Below are 18092 nucleotides of genomic sequence, written 5' to 3' on the forward strand. Positions count from 1 at the left end.
GTCTCCGGGGTCTTAAAGTTACTAAGTATTACGTTGAGTATGTCACGCTGGAGCTCGCCCTTAATCATAATCTTGACTGGCGGTATGACTAAGCCTTCCTCATATATTGTCCTGGCGCTTGGGTTAATACTACCTGGTACTGGGCCACCGACATCCACGTGGTGCGCCTTATTAACGACATAGCCCACGAGCCTATTATCGACGTAAATTGGTTCCATGACCATGACATCATTTAAGTGCGTACCAGATATATATGGGTCATTGAGTAATACGGCATCGCCAGGGCTAAGCTCAACACCCTCATTACTAAGCCAATTGAGCAAGTTCTTAACACCTACCCTGAATGAGCCCAGGTGCACTGGTATGTGCTCCGCCTGAGCCACAATATTGCCCTCAGAATCCGTTATTGCGCAACTATGGTCCATCCTCTCACGGATATTAGGCGAGAAGGCTGACCTACGTAGGGCGACTCCCATCTCCTCGGCAATGAATACCGAAGCCCTAAACACGAGTTCCCACGAAACCATCCTAAGGATATGTTTCAAACCCCTAATAAAGCATTGCTATGGGTAGGTTTAAATAATTAAGTGCGAATTTCAAATAGGGCATGGGCCTTGATCTAAGGAAGGAACTTTTGAGGTTACTTAAGGAGGATGAGGAATTTAGGTATGCAGTAATGGGGCTATTGAGCATTAGTGATCTTAAGTCCTCAGTTGACAACCTAGTTAGGGCTATTGCTGATTTGAAGGACATCGCTGCTAAGCAGGGCGAGGAAGTAAGCGAATTAAGGAAAACTGTGGAATTACTAAGTAAGTCCTTTGAGGAAATGAGGAGAGCCGTGGAGACGCTCGTTAAATCCCATGATGAGCTTAGGAAGGTTGTGGAGACATTAAGTGAGGATGTTAAGAGACATGGCGAGGTTATACTCATTATGCAGAGTAGTATTGAGAAGCTAACATCATCAGTAACGGCATTGGGTTACCGTTATGGATTGTTCACTGAGGAGGCTTTTAGGGAGTCCATTAAGTACTTAGCCAAGCGACCTACTCAAGGTTTACCAGGTTAGGCGCTGGACCTATTATGATGGCGAGGGTTTCGTGTTTGGTCATCCCTCGGTCATTGACGTTGACGTTCTTATTAGGGATAACGAGCACATACTCGTTGAGTACAAGGCGAGCATTGACCGTGGGGACGTGGCTGAATTATATAGGGAGGGAATCCTCTACGAGAGGGTTAATAAGGTAAAGCCGAGGCTACTCATCGTTGGCTCGGCGATTAGGAAGAGAGCACTTGAGTTGGCTAGGGAATTGGGTGTTGAGGTTAGGGCCTCCGAGGTTGTTTAGCCATTTACTCAATCACGGTTACCCCTCCACGCGTTGGTTTTGGGTTGGGAAAGAACTTTCTGTATAGGGCTATATTTGCGATATTTACTGCAAATGCTATAGTGAACGGCACAGGTATTGGTAGGTAATCAAGCATTGGACCGGCCGCAGACGTTGCCGTCGCCGATGGTAACAATCGTGACGCTTGATTAACCCCAGAGACTGTTGACCTATTGCCTCTGCCCACGAGCTCCATCATTAGCGCCTGCTGTGGGGCTAGGGATGAGACCCTAAACATCACGTAAATCACATACGTGATTGCGGCCAGGTAAAGAGTTGTTGAGAAGGGGATTAGTATTAGGGCGATTGTCGATATTATCCTCGGAATTATTATGGCGTCCCTAAGCCCGAAAATCCTCGAGAAGACTGGCGCCGTGAGTGATGTGAAGGCCGCAGCGAGACCGCCAATGAAGAATACGTCACCAACGACTCCATTATTCACGTGGAGGACCATCTTAAATATTATCGGTAGGAATGGCGTTATTAATCCCTGGGCTGTGCCATTCAGTGCGCCGACTATCGCGAACCTCTTTATGTACGTTAAATCTCTCCTAACTTGTTGAGTTATGGTCTTGGAATTACCGTTTGGATCGTCATTGGCTCGACGTTTAGGTCCATGCTCCTCCTTAATTGGTAATATCACGAATAGGCTGATCGTTGATAATGCAAGAGCCGCGTAGAATACGTCTCGATAGCTAAGGTTAGCTAATAATGCTCCGATTGCTGATGCCGTTCCAGATACTAAGTTGAATATTGCATATACCATGGACCTATCCATGCCCTCGGTCTTATCGGCTAATATAGCCGTTTGGACGGGCGCAGCCACGGCACCAACACTACCACTAGCCAACGCCCCAGCCGTACCAAAGCCTCCCAATGCAGCTGCAAGTAGGAGTAATGGATAATACCTGGTGATTAGGAGTATTGCCGTGGCTATCGGCAGGAAGGCAAGCGTCAGTAGTAGGATCACCTTCCTACTGTACTTATCACCAAACCTACCAAAGAGGAGTGAGAGGAGTGGCGCCGTGAATGCGCCAACGCCAAAGAAAATGCCAACCTCGGTTAATGATAAATGCAGGTAGTAATACAGGTAAAGCCCAGTAACTACACCAAGCGCACCACCAGCCACGCTCCTCAATCCCCTGGAAGCAAGAAGCAACCAAACATCCCTATCCCAACCGGGCACAATCGATATCAAAAACAAATCCCTTAAAAACCAAATTCTCCGTATACTCCAGCGATAAAGATGATTCTCCGGACATAAAATGCCGTAGAATAATGCCGGCCTATACTTCACTTAATGATTTAATAAATAATTCCTTCGCTGCCATAATCATTTAATGAGCAATTGTTCTCTCAATGCTTTTCTTAACCTCATTAAGTCCCACAAGAATCAATACAAAGGCGATAAGCCCAATGACGTCCCCCACAATGTTGATTACGGGTACTGCCAAGAGTACAGTTGCAAACAAAGAAACGATAACACCAGCCGTTAGGTAACTAACGCTGAAGTCATCGCCAAGTCTGTACAGAACTATATACATAAGTAACTCAAACACAAAGCCAGCAATTATCGTTATCACACTCATTATTAAGAATATGGAGTAGGAAACACGTGTAATAACAAGGTATGCGCCCTCTGAAATAAGGACTAAACCCAGAGCTAACAAGCCAATAGCACCCAGTACGCCAATGCCATACCTACCTTTATCCGCCCGTGCCAGGTACGTAAAGCCCCCGTACATAAAGAAAAATGTAAAAGGTAAACCTAGGATACCGACGGTAATGAAGAAGATGCCGAAATTATGAATAAGTACGTTAACATTATCATCACTAGACAATATAATAGCCACAAGCACAATAGCTAGCAATATGCCCAACGCTATACTCGCTATATACCCGTCAAAAATCCTCGAAACGCCGTGATAAAGGAGAATCATCCTCTCCCTATCGCTACTATTACCTAGACCTCCATTACCAGCCATTGATTATTAATAAAAATTTAGAAATTTAAATATTCAACATAAGTAGACAACCTAAAACTGAGCATGCATAAAGACGCACAGTGCAATTCTAGGAAATGGGCCGTATTTTGGATTATCATCATCGTAGCCATTTTACTAGTCGTAAATGTGACACCCATCACCTTATCTACACGTACATTAATTATTATAGCACTCACGTTAATTCCAGTAGATGCCGTAATCACTACTACGATTCTATGGCTAATGCCCGTTGATTGCAGAATTGATGGTAATTACGTAATACTTAAGACAGATATTAATGAAGGAAAGTATAAAGTTCTCGAATTTATTGAGGAAAGAGATGACTTAAGGTCGTACTTTAAGGATAGGTTCAAAGCCGTGAGATTTATGTCATACGGCTTTAGGGGGTATCCATTATTTAATGCATGGATTCCGCTCCGCAATGATAATGCTATCTTTCTATTTTCCGGCCTTAATCGTAATTGCAGGTAGAGGATGATGAGAGTGATGAGTGAGGATGGTAGAGAGTTTTATGCGATAGTATGCTGTGGTTTCTAAGTTCATTAATGCACATAAGTGCTATAAGGTAGGATTAAGATCGCATGTTAATGGCCTTACTGTAATTGTTTCAATTAACAATAAATACTTAGGGTCTTAACAATGATTCAGTAACCACGCCGTTTAGTAATTGGTCAATTGAATTATGAAAGCCAACATACTTAATTACTCTAAATATTGAACCAACCGATGGAATAATTAATACCATACTCCCATTATTAAAGCCGAGCGGGGTCATGCCGAGGCAATTCCCATAATAAACATTGGCTATGAACCCAAAAACACCACTACTGTAGTGAGTTATCACGAATGTACCATTAATTAAGTAACCAGTTAGGATAATCGTGTCATTAACGTACACCGCAAATTAATAATTATAATACAATAAGTGCCACCCACTAATCGTGTCATTCATAATCATTAAGAGTATCGTATAATTACCTGAACATGAAAACCAAACCTCACCCTCAGGAAGCAAGTAGCAGAAAAAGCCACCAGCCCTTGTTGGAAGTACGGTAATGAGCTCGTACGTGGAGCCTGGCGATACATCATAAAGCTTCAATATAGGCGATACGCCATTATTCGGCGGAAATACAATATACGTCCTATTAAAAGTAATGATACCACTTGGCGGTAAACCACCAAGTACATATGTAAGGTATGGGTACGCAATATAGAGTAACATTATTGAAGTAATGATGAACAGTAATAATATCCTAAATCTCATAGGCATCACCTCATAAATTACGCCATCTATCCCTAATTATCTTCCTAACGTTATTAAGGCCATGAAGTATACCTGCTATACTAAATATACCCATTATATCACCAATATATATCGTTATTAGGTTCGGTATTACTATCAATAAGGTCGCGATAATTAACCCAATCACGCCAAGTTTCAATTCATCAATTATAAACTCATTACCAAGTCTGTATAGGGCTATCATCGTTAGTAAATTGAGTGTGAATCCTAGTACAAGACTAATCATGATCATTAACAATAATGTCAGCGACTTAAGACTTGTCGCAACCATTATATACAGATATTCACCAATTGCCATAGTATTAATCGCTAATAATCCGAGGGCTCCTATCTTACCAATACCGTAAGTCCTCTTATCGGCTACGGCTAAACTAGCGAATCCTTTATAGATATAGCGATACATTACTGGTAACATTATTAATAAGCCGAGGAATTGTAAAAACGCCACATTCTTAACTAGAACCATGATTGATGTACTACCCGGCGCAAAAACCATGATTGGTACTAGAATTAGTAATGCTATAGCAATAATTGCAAGGTATCCCCTATATATCTTAGAAACACCGACATAAATAAGGGATAACCTATCACTAGGTTCCTGCATATTTGAAGAAGCATTCATCGCCTTACTCTCCCTTACTACCTTAATAAATCTTTAAATCATCTCATGAACCAGCATACCTATTCTTTTTATGTTTCTTTCAACTTAACTTAAACCTAAAGAATGCAAGGCACGCAAGTCTTATAATAACGGATCAATGTACAATTAAATAATTGTCACGACCAATTCCTTATAACCATGGTAATAGTTAGAACCCAAGCTCCTCCTTAACGATATTAATCAAACTCTGTATTACTGGTAATCTTGACTTAACCTCATCAATGTCTATTCTTACCTCATGGAAACCGTTCACGTGTAGGAAGTACGCTGCATCCCAGGCCCTTGCCACATCATCGCCAAGTTTGATTGCCGCCTTATCCAGCAAACTCACAGTCCACCTTCCCTTGCTAAGGGCTTCCCTGGCCTCATCAAGACCCTTTGCAATCGCCAACGCCTTAACACCCTCCTCAACAGCCCTATACAACTTCTCACTAGACTGAACAACATCACCCTTATTAACGAACTCGAGACCCTCATTGAACGCGTTCAACGCAAGCTCGGCATGTTTCCTAGCCTCACTACTGGATGCGTAACCCATACAAGGGCTAATGTAATGAACACTTATAAACCCTAAGGACTTGAGGCAGCGTAATCGTTGCATTTAACGGGTAATTGAAGGCCTGGTGCGTATAGGCCGAGGACCTCATGGCCATACTTAATCACGTAGATCCAACGTAAACCCTCGGGCGCATAAAAGAATACGTTCATGTAGTTACCATTAATGACGAAGAGCCCCATGCCCAATGGGCCGTAGGCAAAGCCTTCAATCCTCATGGCGTAGGTCACATTAACCACACATACACTGGCTTCGGAGAGATTCACGTAAAACTTACCGATGGGCAGGTACATGACCAACGTATTGTTGACCACGGAGTAGCCGTACTTGCCGGGAAGCAGGATCAATGGTCCCCAAACAACTAACGCCGAGATAATAGCCGCTGCAACTAGGAAGATGACTATAGCCACGATAATACTCTTTCTATAAACTCTCACCTTGCTCTTACCGCGGATTACCTTATACGCGTGCAGCAACAGCGCCAGTATGACCAACGTAGGCAGCACCACGGTTGCCAATAAAATAACGATCAAGGGGCCCGAGTTACTAATCACAATCCTAATTATATCCCATGAATTGAGGAAGAAACTCTGCATCGCAGCAAATCACCTATGCCCTTGTTACTCAAGGCAGCCTTAAAAAGCTCCTCCTTCCTCAGCGGCAATTTAAATAACGAATTCCTGTACCTAGTCACTAACAGGTAACACGTCTCGCACATATTCGCTATTTCCTCACTAGGATTCAACTCCGCCAACAACGACTGCGGACGTCTTTAAAAGTTCCCTGCGACTGATTAAGTCCTTAATGTCTTTCTGAAACTTTTCCTTTGGCTCCATTATATCTTTTTTTAAAAGTTTATAAGCATTACACTCGCTTAAGTGATAATTATGAAATTCTGCTTCAAGCTCTCAAGCTTATGGATAGATCTTTTAATAGGGGTCTCTCCGCTTATCATTACCGCAGTATTAGGTGTATATTATTTACCGCCGATGCTGCTTATTGCTTTAATATTTGTTGAGGTTATCGCACTTATTTTACTATCAACTATTCCGTACTTTCCCAAGGATTGTAAATTCCTGGGCAATTATGCCGAGTTCAGTACTTACATATGCAGGGATAGACTCAGAGTTGTTGAGGTAATTGATGAGAGGAGAAATTTAAGGGATTACTACATTTTCTCGCCCTTAGGTTTCAGACTTTATCCACTGTTCAATGCTTGGGGCTGGGCCAAAGCGCCCACCGGCAGAAGGATAAAGGTATGGGTGTTCTCCACGGTCGGCTGCAACGATAAGTGGAGACTAGTGAAGCTGACTGATAGTAACGGTAAGGAGTTCTACGCAATAATATGCTGCGGCTCCTAACCTCCACGTACCTTACCTGGTTATTTCCGTAAGCTTTCCGTTGACCAATGCATAACTCCTACCCGTGTACACTAGGGCTTCTCTGTCGTGGGTCACCATTATTACCGCCCTCTCCCTATCCACGAAGTCCCTCAGCACCGTCAATATCGTCTCCGCGGTCTCTGAGTCAACATTCGCCGTTGGCTCGTCAATTATCAAAACCCTAGGCTTTAGAGCAAGCGCCCTAGCCAGGTCGTAGCTAGCCGCTAAAGCTGCATACCTAAATGCGTAGGCGGCAATCAAGACACTGTTTTACCAGCACCAAGCTGGCCATAGATAACACGCATGCCCCAATACTCAGGTCGCTCGACAACTCCGTTATTTCTCGCTCTCTATCCCTAAAATTAATAACTACATTACCACCTAATACAAGACGCTGCTCCCGAGCCCATTTAATTACCTCCTCGGGATTTACCCTAATCACTCCTGAGTAAGTGTAGACAGTAATTTATTTAATTTCACGATTAATGAAGTGGCCCATAATGGACATTAAGGTCATGAAGCAGGCGATTAGGGAGAGGATTTGGAAATTACTTGAGGAGAGGAACGTAGCGGCATTCCCAAGGCCTGTTTATGGCAGGATACCCAACTTCGTAGGTGCTGAAAGGGCTTGCGAACTGGCTGCTTCACTGCCTGAGTTTACTAAGGCTCATGTGGTGAAGATCAACCCAGACTCACCCCAGCGCCGATGTAGGGAGTTGACGCTAGTTAATGGTAAGTTGTTGATAATGCCGACACCGAGGATCAGGGAGGGCTTTCTAATGCTTGATCCTCGTAGAATACCGAGGCAGTACTATGGTGAGGCTTCGACCATAAGGGGCGCATTCAGGTGGGGTGCGCCGATTAAGCCTTGGGATATGCCCAACATAGACCTCGTTATAGTAGGCTCCGTGGCCGTAAACCCGGGTAATGGCCGCAGGCTGGGTAAGTCACATGGTTATGCGGAGATTGAGTGGGGCATCGCTAGTGCCTTGGGTAAGGTCAATGAGAATACGCCAGTCATAACCACGGTTCACGAGCTACAGTTAGTAAGCGATGAGATTCCCAAAGAGCCATTTGACCTATCCGTCGACATTATCGTTACGCCAAGTAGGGTAATACGTGTGAATAGAGTTGATAGTAAGCCGGTCGGCATTTATTGGGAATACGTGACCGAGGAAATGCTTAGGGAAATACCATTACTGGCAGAGTTGCGTAAATTACGTTGACGATACGTAATCCCTTACGTGCCTTATGTACGGAGCGTTGCCTAGCGCGTTTATTAATGCTTCATCCGCTGTGTATAGGACGGTATTTAATTCCATAGCTAACACTACGTATACAGCGTCGTATATCGCCACGTTATGCTTTATGGAGAAGTCCAAGGCCTTCATAATTAAGTTCCGCGTTATTTCGCGAATATCGAGAAGGCTATCTCTTAACAGTTCCAATGATCTCCTTATAAAATCCTCGCTAACCAATCCACGTAGATAATACTTTCTAAGTGCGTTCGTTACTTCCGTAATTGCTATTGATGGGATTACGACAGTTACTCTGCCACTAATGTGGTCAATCCTTATTCTACCAACGTAATCACTATAATCCTCCCTAATGACTCATTTAACAATAACACTGGCATCACAGACTATCTGCTTACCGTGCATTCCTATCCTCCCTAATGAATTCTACGGCTAGGTTACCCTTTATTATTGGTGAATCCCTTAAAAGCTCCTCATACCTAGCCTCAAGCCTCTTCGCTAATTCCTCACGAACTCTCCTCTCAAGGAATTCCCTAATCTCCCTCGAGTAATCAATACCAAGCCTATCCAACTCCTCCTTCAACCACCTGGGTATCCTAACAGACAGTACTACACTCATTGTAAACAATTAATCGAATACAATTATAAGGCTTGCTAGCAATGAATACTGTAAATGGATTCATTATTCAAGACGCTCCTAAAATAAGGCTTAAGTTAAGGCTCAAGGACTACTTTGGCAAGTGTGGACTTAAGTGAGTTAATGAGCCTAGTACTCAGTAAGGGTGTGGACTACGTAATTGCCCAGTTACCTAACTGGATTAGTAGGAAGGAGATTTCCAGGGAAGATACAGAACTAATACTTATGTATGCAATGATGAGTAGGCTCGATGAATTAGGTAGAAAGATTGATGACCTACGTAAAGAGGTAATTGACGGGCTCGACCTAATAAGTAACCAGTTGAGGGTTCTGAACTCAAACATAGCCGCGACATACGAATTAACGTCAAAGGTAATGACTAAATTAATGGAGAGTAGTATCGCACCTGCACGTACATTAATGCATAAAACATGCATTAACAGCCGCAGAAGTTGGTCGTGTATTGGTTCTCAAAGTCCGTCATCTGACCTGCCGGGAATTGGTAATACTTACCAGGCCGATTATAACCGACCACCGCCATTGAACTTCTATTATAACGGCATACACGGTATACCTACCCCCATTGAGATTAACGGTTTCCAGCATGTTGAGGGCGTATGGTCTGAACCCGTAGTGATGGAACGTGTATAGTGGGTCCTGCACGGTTATATTAATTAACTCGCCATTAACGATGATTAGTGGGTTAAGGAGTGGCTGCCTTGGTATGTTAATTACCATACCAACCCATGAACCTGCTGGGAATGGCGCGCTTTGTACGTTCAGTAAAGTGATCAACGTTAGTACTAGGACCGCGCCAATGACAATGAATGCCACAGTTAAGGCCTTAGTGTTCATATCAACCTATAATTCGTGATTAAACCTAAATATAAAATCATTTCCTAATGATTGTATCCCTACCAACGTTTTTCTCGTTATTCGTAGCTATATTTTTCATTAAGAATAATGCTTATTAATGGGAATTGAAACTTATAACCACAATGAGTGAGGGGTTGAGCGATACAATAACGACAATAATACTCGTGGTGGTAGCAATAACATTAACCATAGCAATAGTAATTTGGGTATTTGGGATAGCCAGTAATGAATCGAAGTCATTTGGCGTTAGGGTGATGATAGAGGGCCCAAGTATGTCACAGAATAACGCGACATTTATAATCATTAATTCAGGCACGGAGTACGTAGAACTGGCATACATCGTAATCAACAATGCCGATTTCATATCAAGTAATAAGTGCTTTATACCGCCTGGAAGCTCTGCGTTATTGACTATAATTAGTAATGGGACGCATTACGTAGGTGTAGCGTTGAGGGTTGGAAATTGCGCCGTGAATTACAACGGCGATTCGAGGATTTACGGCATAAACACGGCAGAGGCAGTATTTACCAATGGCCAGCAGGTTCTTTACGAAACCCTGAACCTACAGGGTCAATAAGGTTCGCTAGGCCCTTAACTGCGATATTAAGACGCCGGCTAATGTTATTGCCGAGCCTATTGCCTCCATTTCCGTTGGGACCTTACCAAGTATTAATAGGGCGAATAGATATGCGGATGCAGGTACGAGTATTGAGATTGAGCTTGCAGTCACGGGGCCGAGGTCCTTAACACCGAGGAACCAAAATAGGAAGCCCATTACCTGGGCCACCAACGCGACGATTATGCCCCACGCAACGGTATTCAATGTCAGTTCCATATGCGGGTTAATGATGAGCGTTGGTGCTGCTATTAATGCCGATATGACCGCCATCGAGGCATTCAACCTAATGAGGTCCTCATGGACCAAGTTCCTCCTGTAATAATGAGTGCCCAGTGCCCAAATGAAACCACCAAGTATTGCAATGGTGTCACCAATGTCAAAGCTATAAACACCGACGGCAATCAATAAACCACTAAATGCCATTATGATACCAACTACCTGCAGCGCAGTCGGCTTTTCGCCATATAGGGCTATTGATAGTATTAGTACGAAGATTGGCTGTGTATAAACGAGCACGGAGACCAGGGCTGGGTTTGAACTATACTCAATGGCTAGGTTCAGGAAGACCACGAATAAGGCCCCATTAAGTAATGCATTGATTACGTACCTACGATTTATTACCAAGCCCCTGCCAATTAGGAATAGTAATAACCCACCAAAGCCGAACCTATACATCGTGAGCACGAAGGGGGACATGTAATACATGGCAACCTTAGAGATTGAGTAGGACGAGCCCCAGGCAATGAGGACGCCAAGCATGGCTAGGTAACCACGAAGTTTATTATTCATAACCTAATCACGTGACTAATATGGAGTGTTATAAGGATTTCTGGCACCCACTATTTAATGAATAAGAGATTTAAGGGCGTCTTATGGCGTACTTATAGTATGGGCGTAAGTACAAAGATGCTTGGTAGGCTTGTTTGGTTCTATGTGGGTTTTGTGGTGGTCAACTTCGCATCCCTATTATGGCTCTTCATAACCAGCTACCTAACGATATACACGGACATACCACTGCCATACTTCATGCTTTACATACCCAGCAACATAGCCGTGCTTGCCCTGATCACCCTGGCGTTAATACTGGGCCTATACACGTACCTCGGCATTACGCTTGTGCGTAACGGCCTTGAGAGGGGTTACGTGCCCATAGCGTTTACGGCAGCTATGATAATAGGCCTAGCCCTACTATTGATTAGGCAGTTCATAGCCTCAGTGATATCCCTAATAATCGCCCTGGCGCTAATGATCGGCATTTACGCAGTGTTAACGAGCATCGCAACGCATAAGGCATCAAGGTACATGTGGTTGGTGAGCACGGTACTCATTATCGCGGTCATAGTATTGATACTCGTCAATAGGTCAGTCATTAATTACGTGGGGGCAACAATACAGTCATTATCAATACTCGCCTGCGCAATTGAGGTGTGGTCAATAATGGGCAGGCCAAGCCAAAGGCAGGGATCCTAATGCTCACAGTGGAGGTAGTAGTTGTTGGGCCCCTTGAAACCAACTGTTACCTTGTATGCGATGGTGATTCCTGCGTGATAATTGATCCGGGAGATGAGGCTGAGGCCATACTAAATGCCCTAGGCAGTAGGAGGGCCTTGGCCGTAGTTGCAACGCACCTACACTTTGATCATGTGAGTGCAGTTAAGGAATTAACAGAGCACTTAGGCGTTCCATTCATGGCGCATAGGCTTGATTGGGAATTGAAGGAGATATTTAATGAATTAGTCTCAAGGTGGGGATTCACAAAACCAGAACTGCCGGAGCCTGTATTCATTGATGAGGAGTCAGAATTACCGCTTAACTTAAGGGTTATGCACACTCCAGGGCATACGCCTGGCTCAATATCAATAATCGGCGATGGCTTCGTAATCACTGGAGACACACTCTTCGCGGGTAGCGTCGGTAGGACAGACCTACCTGGGGGCGACATGGATAGGCTCAGGGATTCCGTGTGTAGGTTGTACAGGGAATTACCCGACAACTTCATTGTCTATCCAGGCCATGGGCCATCAACCACGATTGGTGGGGAAAAGATCAACAACGTATTAATTCCAATGGAGGCTTGCCCGAATGAGACAAGGCACATTAGTTATAAAAAGCCGAAGTAAAAAAGCCCCATGGTTAAGGTAACCACCATGCCCAGGCAAATAGGCAGGGCACGCATAGTTACCCTAGCAATACTCTCAATGGCAGTCCTCTCAATAACCCTGGCAGTCCTAGCCCAAACGCAGACCCAGCCAAAGCCATTCATGACACTCACAAGCGAGGAATCACGCATAGATTACTACAATGTGAGTAGCCTCACAGCACCAACATTGATAATACGTGCATACATAAATAACACGCCCGTACCAGCGACGGTGAGTCTATTCGCATTCACACCGACGAAGATATACACTGTGGGCTACTACTACGGGGTAGGCACAATAAGTATAAACCTAACAAGCCCCTTAATCAGGGAAATAGCCGGGGAATGGCGGGTGACTGGACTATGGCCATCACTACTGGCATTTGCCACGTACACATCCAGTGAGACGCACACGATTAGGTTCATAATACTGGCAATACCCTATAATCCAAGGTGGGTAATAAGTAATGAGCACATAGCAATAATGGCAACAGTAAACCTAACAATGACAAAGCCACTACCAATACCGAGAAACATAACAAAGACTGTTGTAAGCACGACAATGAGTAATGCCGAGATAAATACAACAGACCCATATGGGTATAGCTATGAAGGATCATGCATGGGTAATAGTGTTGTCCTAAGCAATCCACCTGGTCTGCCTAGCTCATCATCGTGGCAATTGGAGAGTTGCTACGAATTTAATGGGCCAATACCATTCTTCTTCGTGAGTTGGGGATCTAATGTATGGAGCAGTGGTATTACGTACATAAATATAGGCTTAGGAGGCCAAAATTATGCACAAAGCGGGAGTGGCTTCTACGCAACATATGCTATATACAATTACTCAAATGATAATTATGTAACGACAGTTACATCAGGTAGTCCTACAATTACATTCTCAAGCGAGATAAATATATACATAAATTCATTCTGTGGTGAGACAGGCTCCGTGGCTGTTGGCTATGGAAGTTCCCTTAACTTGGAATGCCCAAAGGGTACACCGACTTATTATGTGCCGGGTTCAGGTTCATTATTCCTCGCAGCAATAGGTAATGTTGCTGCCGTCACATTCCTCGATTGCTTATATCAAGGTGGCTCTTGCATACCAATTTATGTGGCTAATGGTACGATGGTATTGAGTTTAAGTTCTTCATCATATAGTCCAGGCACTCTTTATGTATATCCATATATTGATATTAGTAACGGCTCAATAACTAATACCTTAACATTGCTAACAAAGCAAGGACTTGCTGGTAAAGCATTTGCCCTTCTTGACGGGCAGTCATATTATTATAACCCAGCCATTAGTTCAATTTCAGAAACAACCGAGTGCAATAATGCACCCAGTCCGGCACAGGTAGCAGATAATTATGTGACGTATAATATACAAAACGTAATTAATACGTATACCCCAGTCATACCTGGATGGGCACCAGACGTTGGTGGTGCAATTGCCGAGATATTGGCTGACTACATATTTGATGACCCAATAATCGCACATTTAATAGGCTTTGGCGTTACCTACATGCTGAGCGGATTAGCCTCAGGAAGTTGCATATATCAAACTTATTATGTAAAAATTGGTACTAACCCAAGTAGTGTATGGGGCTTTTACGTGACGTTTGTAGGCACACCTGCCATTGAAACTAGCCAAGATGTATTATCGTACTGGCCTATGGGTGTTGTAATTAACGGTAGTGGTTATTACCTGGATTATCTGCCCTATCTATACCCATGGCCTGGCGCTACTGTGTGCCAGGGCTGAGCGCTGCTGAGTAAGTTCATTGTTTGATTAAAGCATTCTGAGTAATTCCTTAACCTTACCTATTACCTCATCGATGTTGGTTACTGGGCCCTGGCTTAGGACTAGCCATAACTCCTTCGCCATTGGTAACTTATCTGATAATCGCATTACTGCGCTCGTCACAAGCTGACTTGTCCAATGGCCTATCCTCACCGCATCCTGAACCTCAGGTAGTCCCTCCCTAATTGCCAATGCCTTAACTGCGTAGTTGAATGCCCTCTTTAAATTATCAATTGGATAGGTGCTGGCCCTTGCCATGTCCAGCTCGTGCTCCGCACTGAGTATTAGCGCGTCTACGTCGTTGAGATTAGAGACCCTATTCAATGTGAGCGTTGTTAAGTAATATAAATAGGCGATGGCCGGTGCGTATGTGATTAGGCCTAGGCCTATGCCCATTATACTCACGAGGTTTAAAATAATGCCTATTATCAGTAAGGCTATTGCTGTGCTGAGATGCCTCGTGGTTGGGCTGTAGGTGAGTAGTAACCTGTATGTGGCTATGAGTATCATGATGAAACCCACAAGTAACACTATTAAGCCTATTAGGCCCAGAACCGCAGCCATTATTAACTCCTCAGCGATTGAGACTATGCTGGGTACTATTGGGGGAGTCACATGTTCAATTGCGTATATGGCGAATGGTTCTGCTAAAATAATTATTGCTGGATAGGCAATCATTAGGAGTATTATGCCGAATATGTTTACTAATGAACCGTAGTAACCGATTTGGACATTATCATTAATAAAACCCAGCCTGAAGAATCCATCCTTAAGGAAAACCATGGCTACTATGAATAACGCATATACTACATCGATTACTATGGATGTCATGGTCATGTACCTCGCAATACTTGCCAAATTCCCCACTGTTAATTGACCCTGAGACGTGACGTACAGTAGGTTTGCCGTTACGTGGTTAAACGCCGTGAATCCACTCGATAGGGCGAGGACCGGCGGTGGACTTCCCGTGAGTATTGATGACATTAGGAATATCATTGTCATGATTATGTTTATGATGCTTGTAACCAAGAATATTAGTATGCCACGACTAAAGTGATAAACACCGAGTGACGCTGATGAGCTGCTGATGGGCTTTTTTATGGGCTTGATGAGGAGTAGGTAAATAATAATTAACAGGATCCCAATTAGTAATATTAGCATTACCATGAATGCGCTGAAGTACACCCAGTCAGGTCTTGCATTAATTATGGCAGGTACTGGACGTAGAACCACGTATGCGTGTAGATACCTGCAGCTATTGTTAATCATCGTCATGTTCAGCCAGGGACCTAACTGGGTGTATGAAACATAATTGGTGATGTTTATTGGATATACTGCGTAGCTCCAGGTAGCTGTTAATTCGGCTGTGTAGAAAAAGGGTGGTTTTGATGATACGTAGTTAATGGTTTTATTAAGGAATAATATACTGACCTGGGGCGCCCTCTCGCTGAGCGTGATGGGTATGGTTTTATTAAATAAGCCAGCAGTAATTGTGGGCCAATGCACGAGACGGTTTGAGCCCACTTTCGCGTAGAACGCGACATTGTATGGGAAGCCCGTTGAGGTTAAATTGATACTAACGAATATGTAGCAACCATTGAGTGCAAGTACTGTCTTGGGTACTACCATTAATGCCAGTGCTGCAATTAATAGTGGAATTGAGCGTTTAACCATGCGTGTAGCTGTGGTCATTACGTAGCCCTTCATAGATTAATTAAGTAATTATATACTGAGAGATAAGGTTTTTGCAAGCACCTGCTTGAGACATTGAGTAAACATAAATACTTTAAGTATGAATGTAATCCTTGGATTGAGCTTAATGCTTGATAAATCAGTGATTGATAAGTTGAGGAGGTTTTCATGGAGCAACTACGGCATTTACTATGCGGTTCTCTTTGGTTCCATTATTAGGAGGGGTTTTGGCGAGGATGTTGGTATTGCGGTGGAGTTCGTGGGAGGGCTTGACCTAGGTAGGTATTCACGGTTACTCTTTGACCTATTCGATTACCTGGATACGGATAAGGTAGATCTTGTGCCCATTGGCGACAGTACTGATTGTTACTTAATTCATGAGGTCTTTGGTGACGGCGTGATACTGTACATGGCCGGTGATGATGCGTGGTTAAGGATGCATAGAAGGGCTTCAATATGTGAGGACTTCCTTATTGATGCTAGGAAGCTTGACCTCGTGGGTAATGCAGGTAGGGCGTTGGTGATGAGATGACGGTCTTAGATAAGTTATTGAGCATTATTGAGGACATGACCAAGAAACTCGATGATTTTGTTGAACATGGTTATGACCTTAGCAATTGGCGTGACCAGCTGGCGTTGATGCACGCTCTGCAGGTGCAGGCTCAGGCATTCATTGACCTGTGCCAGCGGTTGTTATCAAACATGGGCATTGTGGTAGAGGGTTATTCAGGCATTGCCAGGAGGTTGAGGGAGGCTGATCTGGTAATTAGTGATGAGGAATCCTTCGTTAAATCACCGGTGGGCTTTAGAAACGTCGTTGTTCACGGCTATGCGAACCTAGACCTAAACGTGATCAATGAAATACTTAGGTCGAGGAGTTATAGGAGGGTTCTTGAGCTAACGCTGGCACTCAGGGATAGGGCTAGGCAGTACTGGGATCCTTAGGGTATTGCATTTAAGGCATCACCAATTCACTAATTAATGCGTTGGTGGGAACTTACCTGGCCTGACTTCGAGAAGGTGGATAAAACAGTGGCGATACTGCCGACAGGGATTGTTGAGGCTCATGGTCCGCATCTACCACTCGGGACAGATGCGTTGATGGCTACGTACATAGCCGAGGAAGCGGCTAAGAGGACAAACGTGTTACTACTACCGACTGTATGGTATGGAAATACGTACGTACTCGATAAGTTTCCAGGCACAATATCCATAAGTAATGAGACGCTGTACATGCTCTATAGGGATATATTCAGGGAGGTCGCTAGGAATGGTGTTAAGTACCTAGTCGTCATTAACGGGCATGGAGGCAATACTGACGCCTTAAACATGGCTGCTAAGGACGTTGCCAAGGAAACGAACCTGGTCATAGTAATCATTAATTGGTGGGTAGACCTGGCGAAGGAGGTTAGGAAGAAGGTCCTCGAGACGCCGGAGGGCCATGCGGCAGAGGATGAGACGAGTGAGGTTTGGGCGGCGTATCCAGACTTAGTCAAGTGGGTGCCGAGGGATGGCTCGGCCGATGAGTGGGTTGAGGCTAGGTTTAGGATTTACGGAAAGGAGGTTTACGCGCAGGAATACACGAAGGCTGTGCAGGGATACCCATCAAAGGCAAGCCAGGAAAAGGGCAAGGCGATACTCGAGACAGCGATAAGTGAGGTTGTTCAATTAATAAATGATTTGAGGAATGGTAAATTACCAATTAAAAAGATTAAATAATTATGCGTCTATAAGACCATGGCAAGCAACATGCAGCTAACAAGCAAACAAAGAC

27 protein-coding genes are annotated in these 18092 nt (G+C 43.9%); 14 read left to right on the forward strand and 13 right to left on the reverse strand.

The window, feature by feature from the left end; translation table 11 throughout:
* Window positions 1–527 (reverse strand): hydantoinase B/oxoprolinase family protein (locus ACP5L5_RS10400; protein WP_428763593.1); only part of this gene is annotated, 527 nt, incomplete at its 3' end.
* A gap of 80 nt (window positions 528–607) precedes the next feature.
* Between ACP5L5_RS10400 and ACP5L5_RS10405 the strand changes: the two genes are divergently transcribed.
* Window positions 608–1066, forward strand: a complete 459-nt coding sequence (locus ACP5L5_RS10405) for a DUF3782 domain-containing protein (RefSeq protein ID WP_428763595.1) — start codon at window positions 608–610, stop codon at window positions 1064–1066.
* 31 nt (window positions 1067–1097) lie between these two features.
* Window positions 1098–1343, forward strand: coding sequence for a hypothetical protein (locus tag ACP5L5_RS10410; RefSeq protein WP_428763597.1), 246 nt, complete (start codon window positions 1098–1100; stop codon window positions 1341–1343).
* Window positions 1344–1347: 4 nt separating this feature from the next.
* Here the strand turns inward: ACP5L5_RS10410 and ACP5L5_RS10415 are convergent, their stop codons facing one another.
* Together ACP5L5_RS10415 and ACP5L5_RS10420 are read right to left on the reverse strand one after the other, a co-directional pair.
* Entirely contained in the window at window positions 1348–2568 is a 1221-nt protein-coding gene (locus tag ACP5L5_RS10415; RefSeq protein WP_428763598.1) for an MFS transporter, read from the reverse strand.
* 151 nt (window positions 2569–2719) lie between these two features.
* Window positions 2720–3367, reverse strand: a complete 648-nt coding sequence (locus tag ACP5L5_RS10420) for a hypothetical protein (RefSeq protein ID WP_428763600.1) — start codon at window positions 3365–3367, stop codon at window positions 2720–2722.
* A gap of 243 nt (window positions 3368–3610) precedes the next feature.
* Between ACP5L5_RS10420 and ACP5L5_RS10425 the strand changes: the two genes are divergently transcribed.
* Window positions 3611–3859: a hypothetical protein gene (locus tag ACP5L5_RS10425; RefSeq protein WP_428763602.1), complete on the forward strand. Its 249-nt coding sequence runs from the start codon at window positions 3611–3613 to the stop codon at window positions 3857–3859.
* A gap of 154 nt (window positions 3860–4013) precedes the next feature.
* On the opposite strand, the gene ACP5L5_RS10430 is transcribed toward ACP5L5_RS10425, so the two are convergent.
* The 5 genes from ACP5L5_RS10430 to ACP5L5_RS10450 all read right to left on the reverse strand — a co-directional run bounded on the left by ACP5L5_RS10430 (window position 4014) and on the right by ACP5L5_RS10450 (window position 6504).
* Window positions 4014–4286: a hypothetical protein gene (locus ACP5L5_RS10430; protein ID WP_428763604.1), complete on the reverse strand. Its 273-nt coding sequence runs from the start codon at window positions 4284–4286 to the stop codon at window positions 4014–4016.
* A gap of 6 nt (window positions 4287–4292) precedes the next feature.
* Entirely contained in the window at window positions 4293–4652 is a 360-nt protein-coding gene (locus tag ACP5L5_RS10435) for a hypothetical protein (RefSeq protein WP_428763606.1), read from the reverse strand.
* 10 nt (window positions 4653–4662) lie between these two features.
* Entirely contained in the window at window positions 4663–5313 is a 651-nt protein-coding gene (locus tag ACP5L5_RS10440; RefSeq protein WP_428763608.1) for a hypothetical protein, read from the reverse strand.
* Window positions 5314–5500: 187 nt separating this feature from the next.
* A complete protein-coding gene (locus tag ACP5L5_RS10445) occupies window positions 5501–5890 on the reverse strand; it encodes a PaREP1 family protein (RefSeq protein WP_428763610.1) in 390 nt (129 codons plus the stop codon).
* A gap of 32 nt (window positions 5891–5922) precedes the next feature.
* Window positions 5923–6504 carry a hypothetical protein gene (locus ACP5L5_RS10450; protein WP_428763612.1) on the reverse strand — a complete coding sequence of 194 codons (582 nt, stop codon included), beginning with the start codon at window positions 6502–6504 and terminating at the stop codon, window positions 5923–5925.
* A gap of 291 nt (window positions 6505–6795) precedes the next feature.
* Between ACP5L5_RS10450 and ACP5L5_RS10455 the strand changes: the two genes are divergently transcribed.
* The gene (locus ACP5L5_RS10455) at window positions 6796–7269 is read left to right on the forward strand and encodes a hypothetical protein (RefSeq protein WP_428763614.1); all 474 of its coding nucleotides are present in this window, start codon (window positions 6796–6798) and stop codon (window positions 7267–7269) included.
* 12 nt (window positions 7270–7281) lie between these two features.
* Here ACP5L5_RS10455 and ACP5L5_RS10460 read toward each other — a convergent pair whose 3' ends face one another.
* Complete coding sequence (locus tag ACP5L5_RS10460) at window positions 7282–7551, reverse strand: hypothetical protein (protein ID WP_428763615.1); 270 nt, start codon at window positions 7549–7551, stop codon at window positions 7282–7284.
* 239 nt (window positions 7552–7790) lie between these two features.
* Here ACP5L5_RS10460 and ACP5L5_RS10465 point away from each other — a divergent pair, with 239 nt between their 5' ends.
* Window positions 7791–8516, forward strand: a complete 726-nt coding sequence (locus tag ACP5L5_RS10465) for a 5-formyltetrahydrofolate cyclo-ligase (protein ID WP_428763616.1) — start codon at window positions 7791–7793, stop codon at window positions 8514–8516.
* Here ACP5L5_RS10465 and ACP5L5_RS10470 read toward each other — a convergent pair.
* Window positions 8508–8900, reverse strand: a complete 393-nt coding sequence (locus tag ACP5L5_RS10470; protein ID WP_428763636.1) for a type II toxin-antitoxin system VapC family toxin — start codon at window positions 8898–8900, stop codon at window positions 8508–8510. The two genes, ACP5L5_RS10465 and ACP5L5_RS10470, sit on opposite strands and share 9 nt — an antisense overlap.
* A gap of 40 nt (window positions 8901–8940) precedes the next feature.
* On the reverse strand, window positions 8941–9165 hold the full coding sequence (locus tag ACP5L5_RS10475; protein WP_428763618.1) for an antitoxin: 225 nt from the start codon (window positions 9163–9165) through the stop codon (window positions 8941–8943).
* A 123-nt stretch (window positions 9166–9288) separates the two neighbouring features.
* Here ACP5L5_RS10475 and ACP5L5_RS10480 point away from each other — a divergent pair, with 123 nt between their 5' ends.
* From ACP5L5_RS10480 to ACP5L5_RS10490, 3 genes are all read left to right on the forward strand, one after another.
* Window positions 9289–9834: a hypothetical protein gene (locus tag ACP5L5_RS10480; protein ID WP_428763620.1), complete on the forward strand. Its 546-nt coding sequence runs from the start codon at window positions 9289–9291 to the stop codon at window positions 9832–9834.
* Window positions 9827–10057, forward strand: coding sequence for a hypothetical protein (locus ACP5L5_RS10485; protein ID WP_428763621.1), 231 nt, complete (start codon window positions 9827–9829; stop codon window positions 10055–10057). Before ACP5L5_RS10480 ends, ACP5L5_RS10485 begins: the two co-directional genes overlap by 8 nt.
* Before the next feature lie 124 nt (window positions 10058–10181).
* Window positions 10182–10637, forward strand: coding sequence for a hypothetical protein (locus ACP5L5_RS10490; protein WP_428763623.1), 456 nt, complete (start codon window positions 10182–10184; stop codon window positions 10635–10637).
* Between the two features lie 6 nt (window positions 10638–10643).
* On the opposite strand, the gene ACP5L5_RS10495 is transcribed toward ACP5L5_RS10490, so the two are convergent.
* A complete protein-coding gene (locus tag ACP5L5_RS10495; protein ID WP_428763625.1) occupies window positions 10644–11468 on the reverse strand; it encodes a DMT family transporter in 825 nt (274 codons plus the stop codon).
* Between the two features lie 99 nt (window positions 11469–11567).
* Here ACP5L5_RS10495 and ACP5L5_RS10500 point away from each other — a divergent pair, with 99 nt between their 5' ends.
* The 3 genes from ACP5L5_RS10500 to ACP5L5_RS10510 are packed head-to-tail and all read left to right on the forward strand — an operon-like array spanning window position 11568 to window position 14587.
* Window positions 11568–12149 carry a hypothetical protein gene (locus tag ACP5L5_RS10500; RefSeq protein WP_428763626.1) on the forward strand — a complete coding sequence of 194 codons (582 nt, stop codon included), beginning with the start codon at window positions 11568–11570 and terminating at the stop codon, window positions 12147–12149.
* Window positions 12107–12799: an MBL fold metallo-hydrolase gene (locus ACP5L5_RS10505; RefSeq protein ID WP_428763627.1), complete on the forward strand. Its 693-nt coding sequence runs from the start codon at window positions 12107–12109 to the stop codon at window positions 12797–12799. The genes ACP5L5_RS10500 and ACP5L5_RS10505 overlap by 43 nt, the downstream gene beginning before the upstream one ends.
* Before the next feature lie 9 nt (window positions 12800–12808).
* Entirely contained in the window at window positions 12809–14587 is a 1779-nt protein-coding gene (locus ACP5L5_RS10510) for a hypothetical protein (RefSeq protein WP_428763628.1), read from the forward strand.
* A gap of 27 nt (window positions 14588–14614) precedes the next feature.
* On the opposite strand, the gene ACP5L5_RS10515 is transcribed toward ACP5L5_RS10510, so the two are convergent.
* The gene (locus tag ACP5L5_RS10515) at window positions 14615–16333 is read right to left on the reverse strand and encodes a DUF973 family protein (RefSeq protein WP_428763630.1); all 1719 of its coding nucleotides are present in this window, start codon (window positions 16331–16333) and stop codon (window positions 14615–14617) included.
* 112 nt (window positions 16334–16445) lie between these two features.
* On the opposite strand from ACP5L5_RS10515, the gene ACP5L5_RS10520 reads away from it, so the two are divergent.
* From ACP5L5_RS10520 to ACP5L5_RS10530, 3 genes are read left to right on the forward strand one after another with little or no spacing between them, the layout of a single operon-like run.
* Window positions 16446–16850 carry a nucleotidyltransferase family protein gene (locus tag ACP5L5_RS10520; protein ID WP_428763631.1) on the forward strand — a complete coding sequence of 135 codons (405 nt, stop codon included), beginning with the start codon at window positions 16446–16448 and terminating at the stop codon, window positions 16848–16850.
* Window positions 16847–17263 carry a DUF86 domain-containing protein gene (locus ACP5L5_RS10525; protein WP_428763633.1) on the forward strand — a complete coding sequence of 139 codons (417 nt, stop codon included), beginning with the start codon at window positions 16847–16849 and terminating at the stop codon, window positions 17261–17263. Before ACP5L5_RS10520 ends, ACP5L5_RS10525 begins: the two co-directional genes overlap by 4 nt.
* Window positions 17264–17299: 36 nt before the next feature.
* Window positions 17300–18037 carry a creatininase family protein gene (locus ACP5L5_RS10530; RefSeq protein WP_428763635.1) on the forward strand — a complete coding sequence of 246 codons (738 nt, stop codon included), beginning with the start codon at window positions 17300–17302 and terminating at the stop codon, window positions 18035–18037.
* Window positions 18038–18092 lie beyond the last annotated feature (55 nt).

Origin of the sequence: Vulcanisaeta sp. (assembly GCF_049966235.1) — an archaeon.
Lineage (GTDB): Archaea > Thermoproteota > Thermoprotei > Thermoproteales > Thermocladiaceae > Vulcanisaeta > Vulcanisaeta moutnovskia.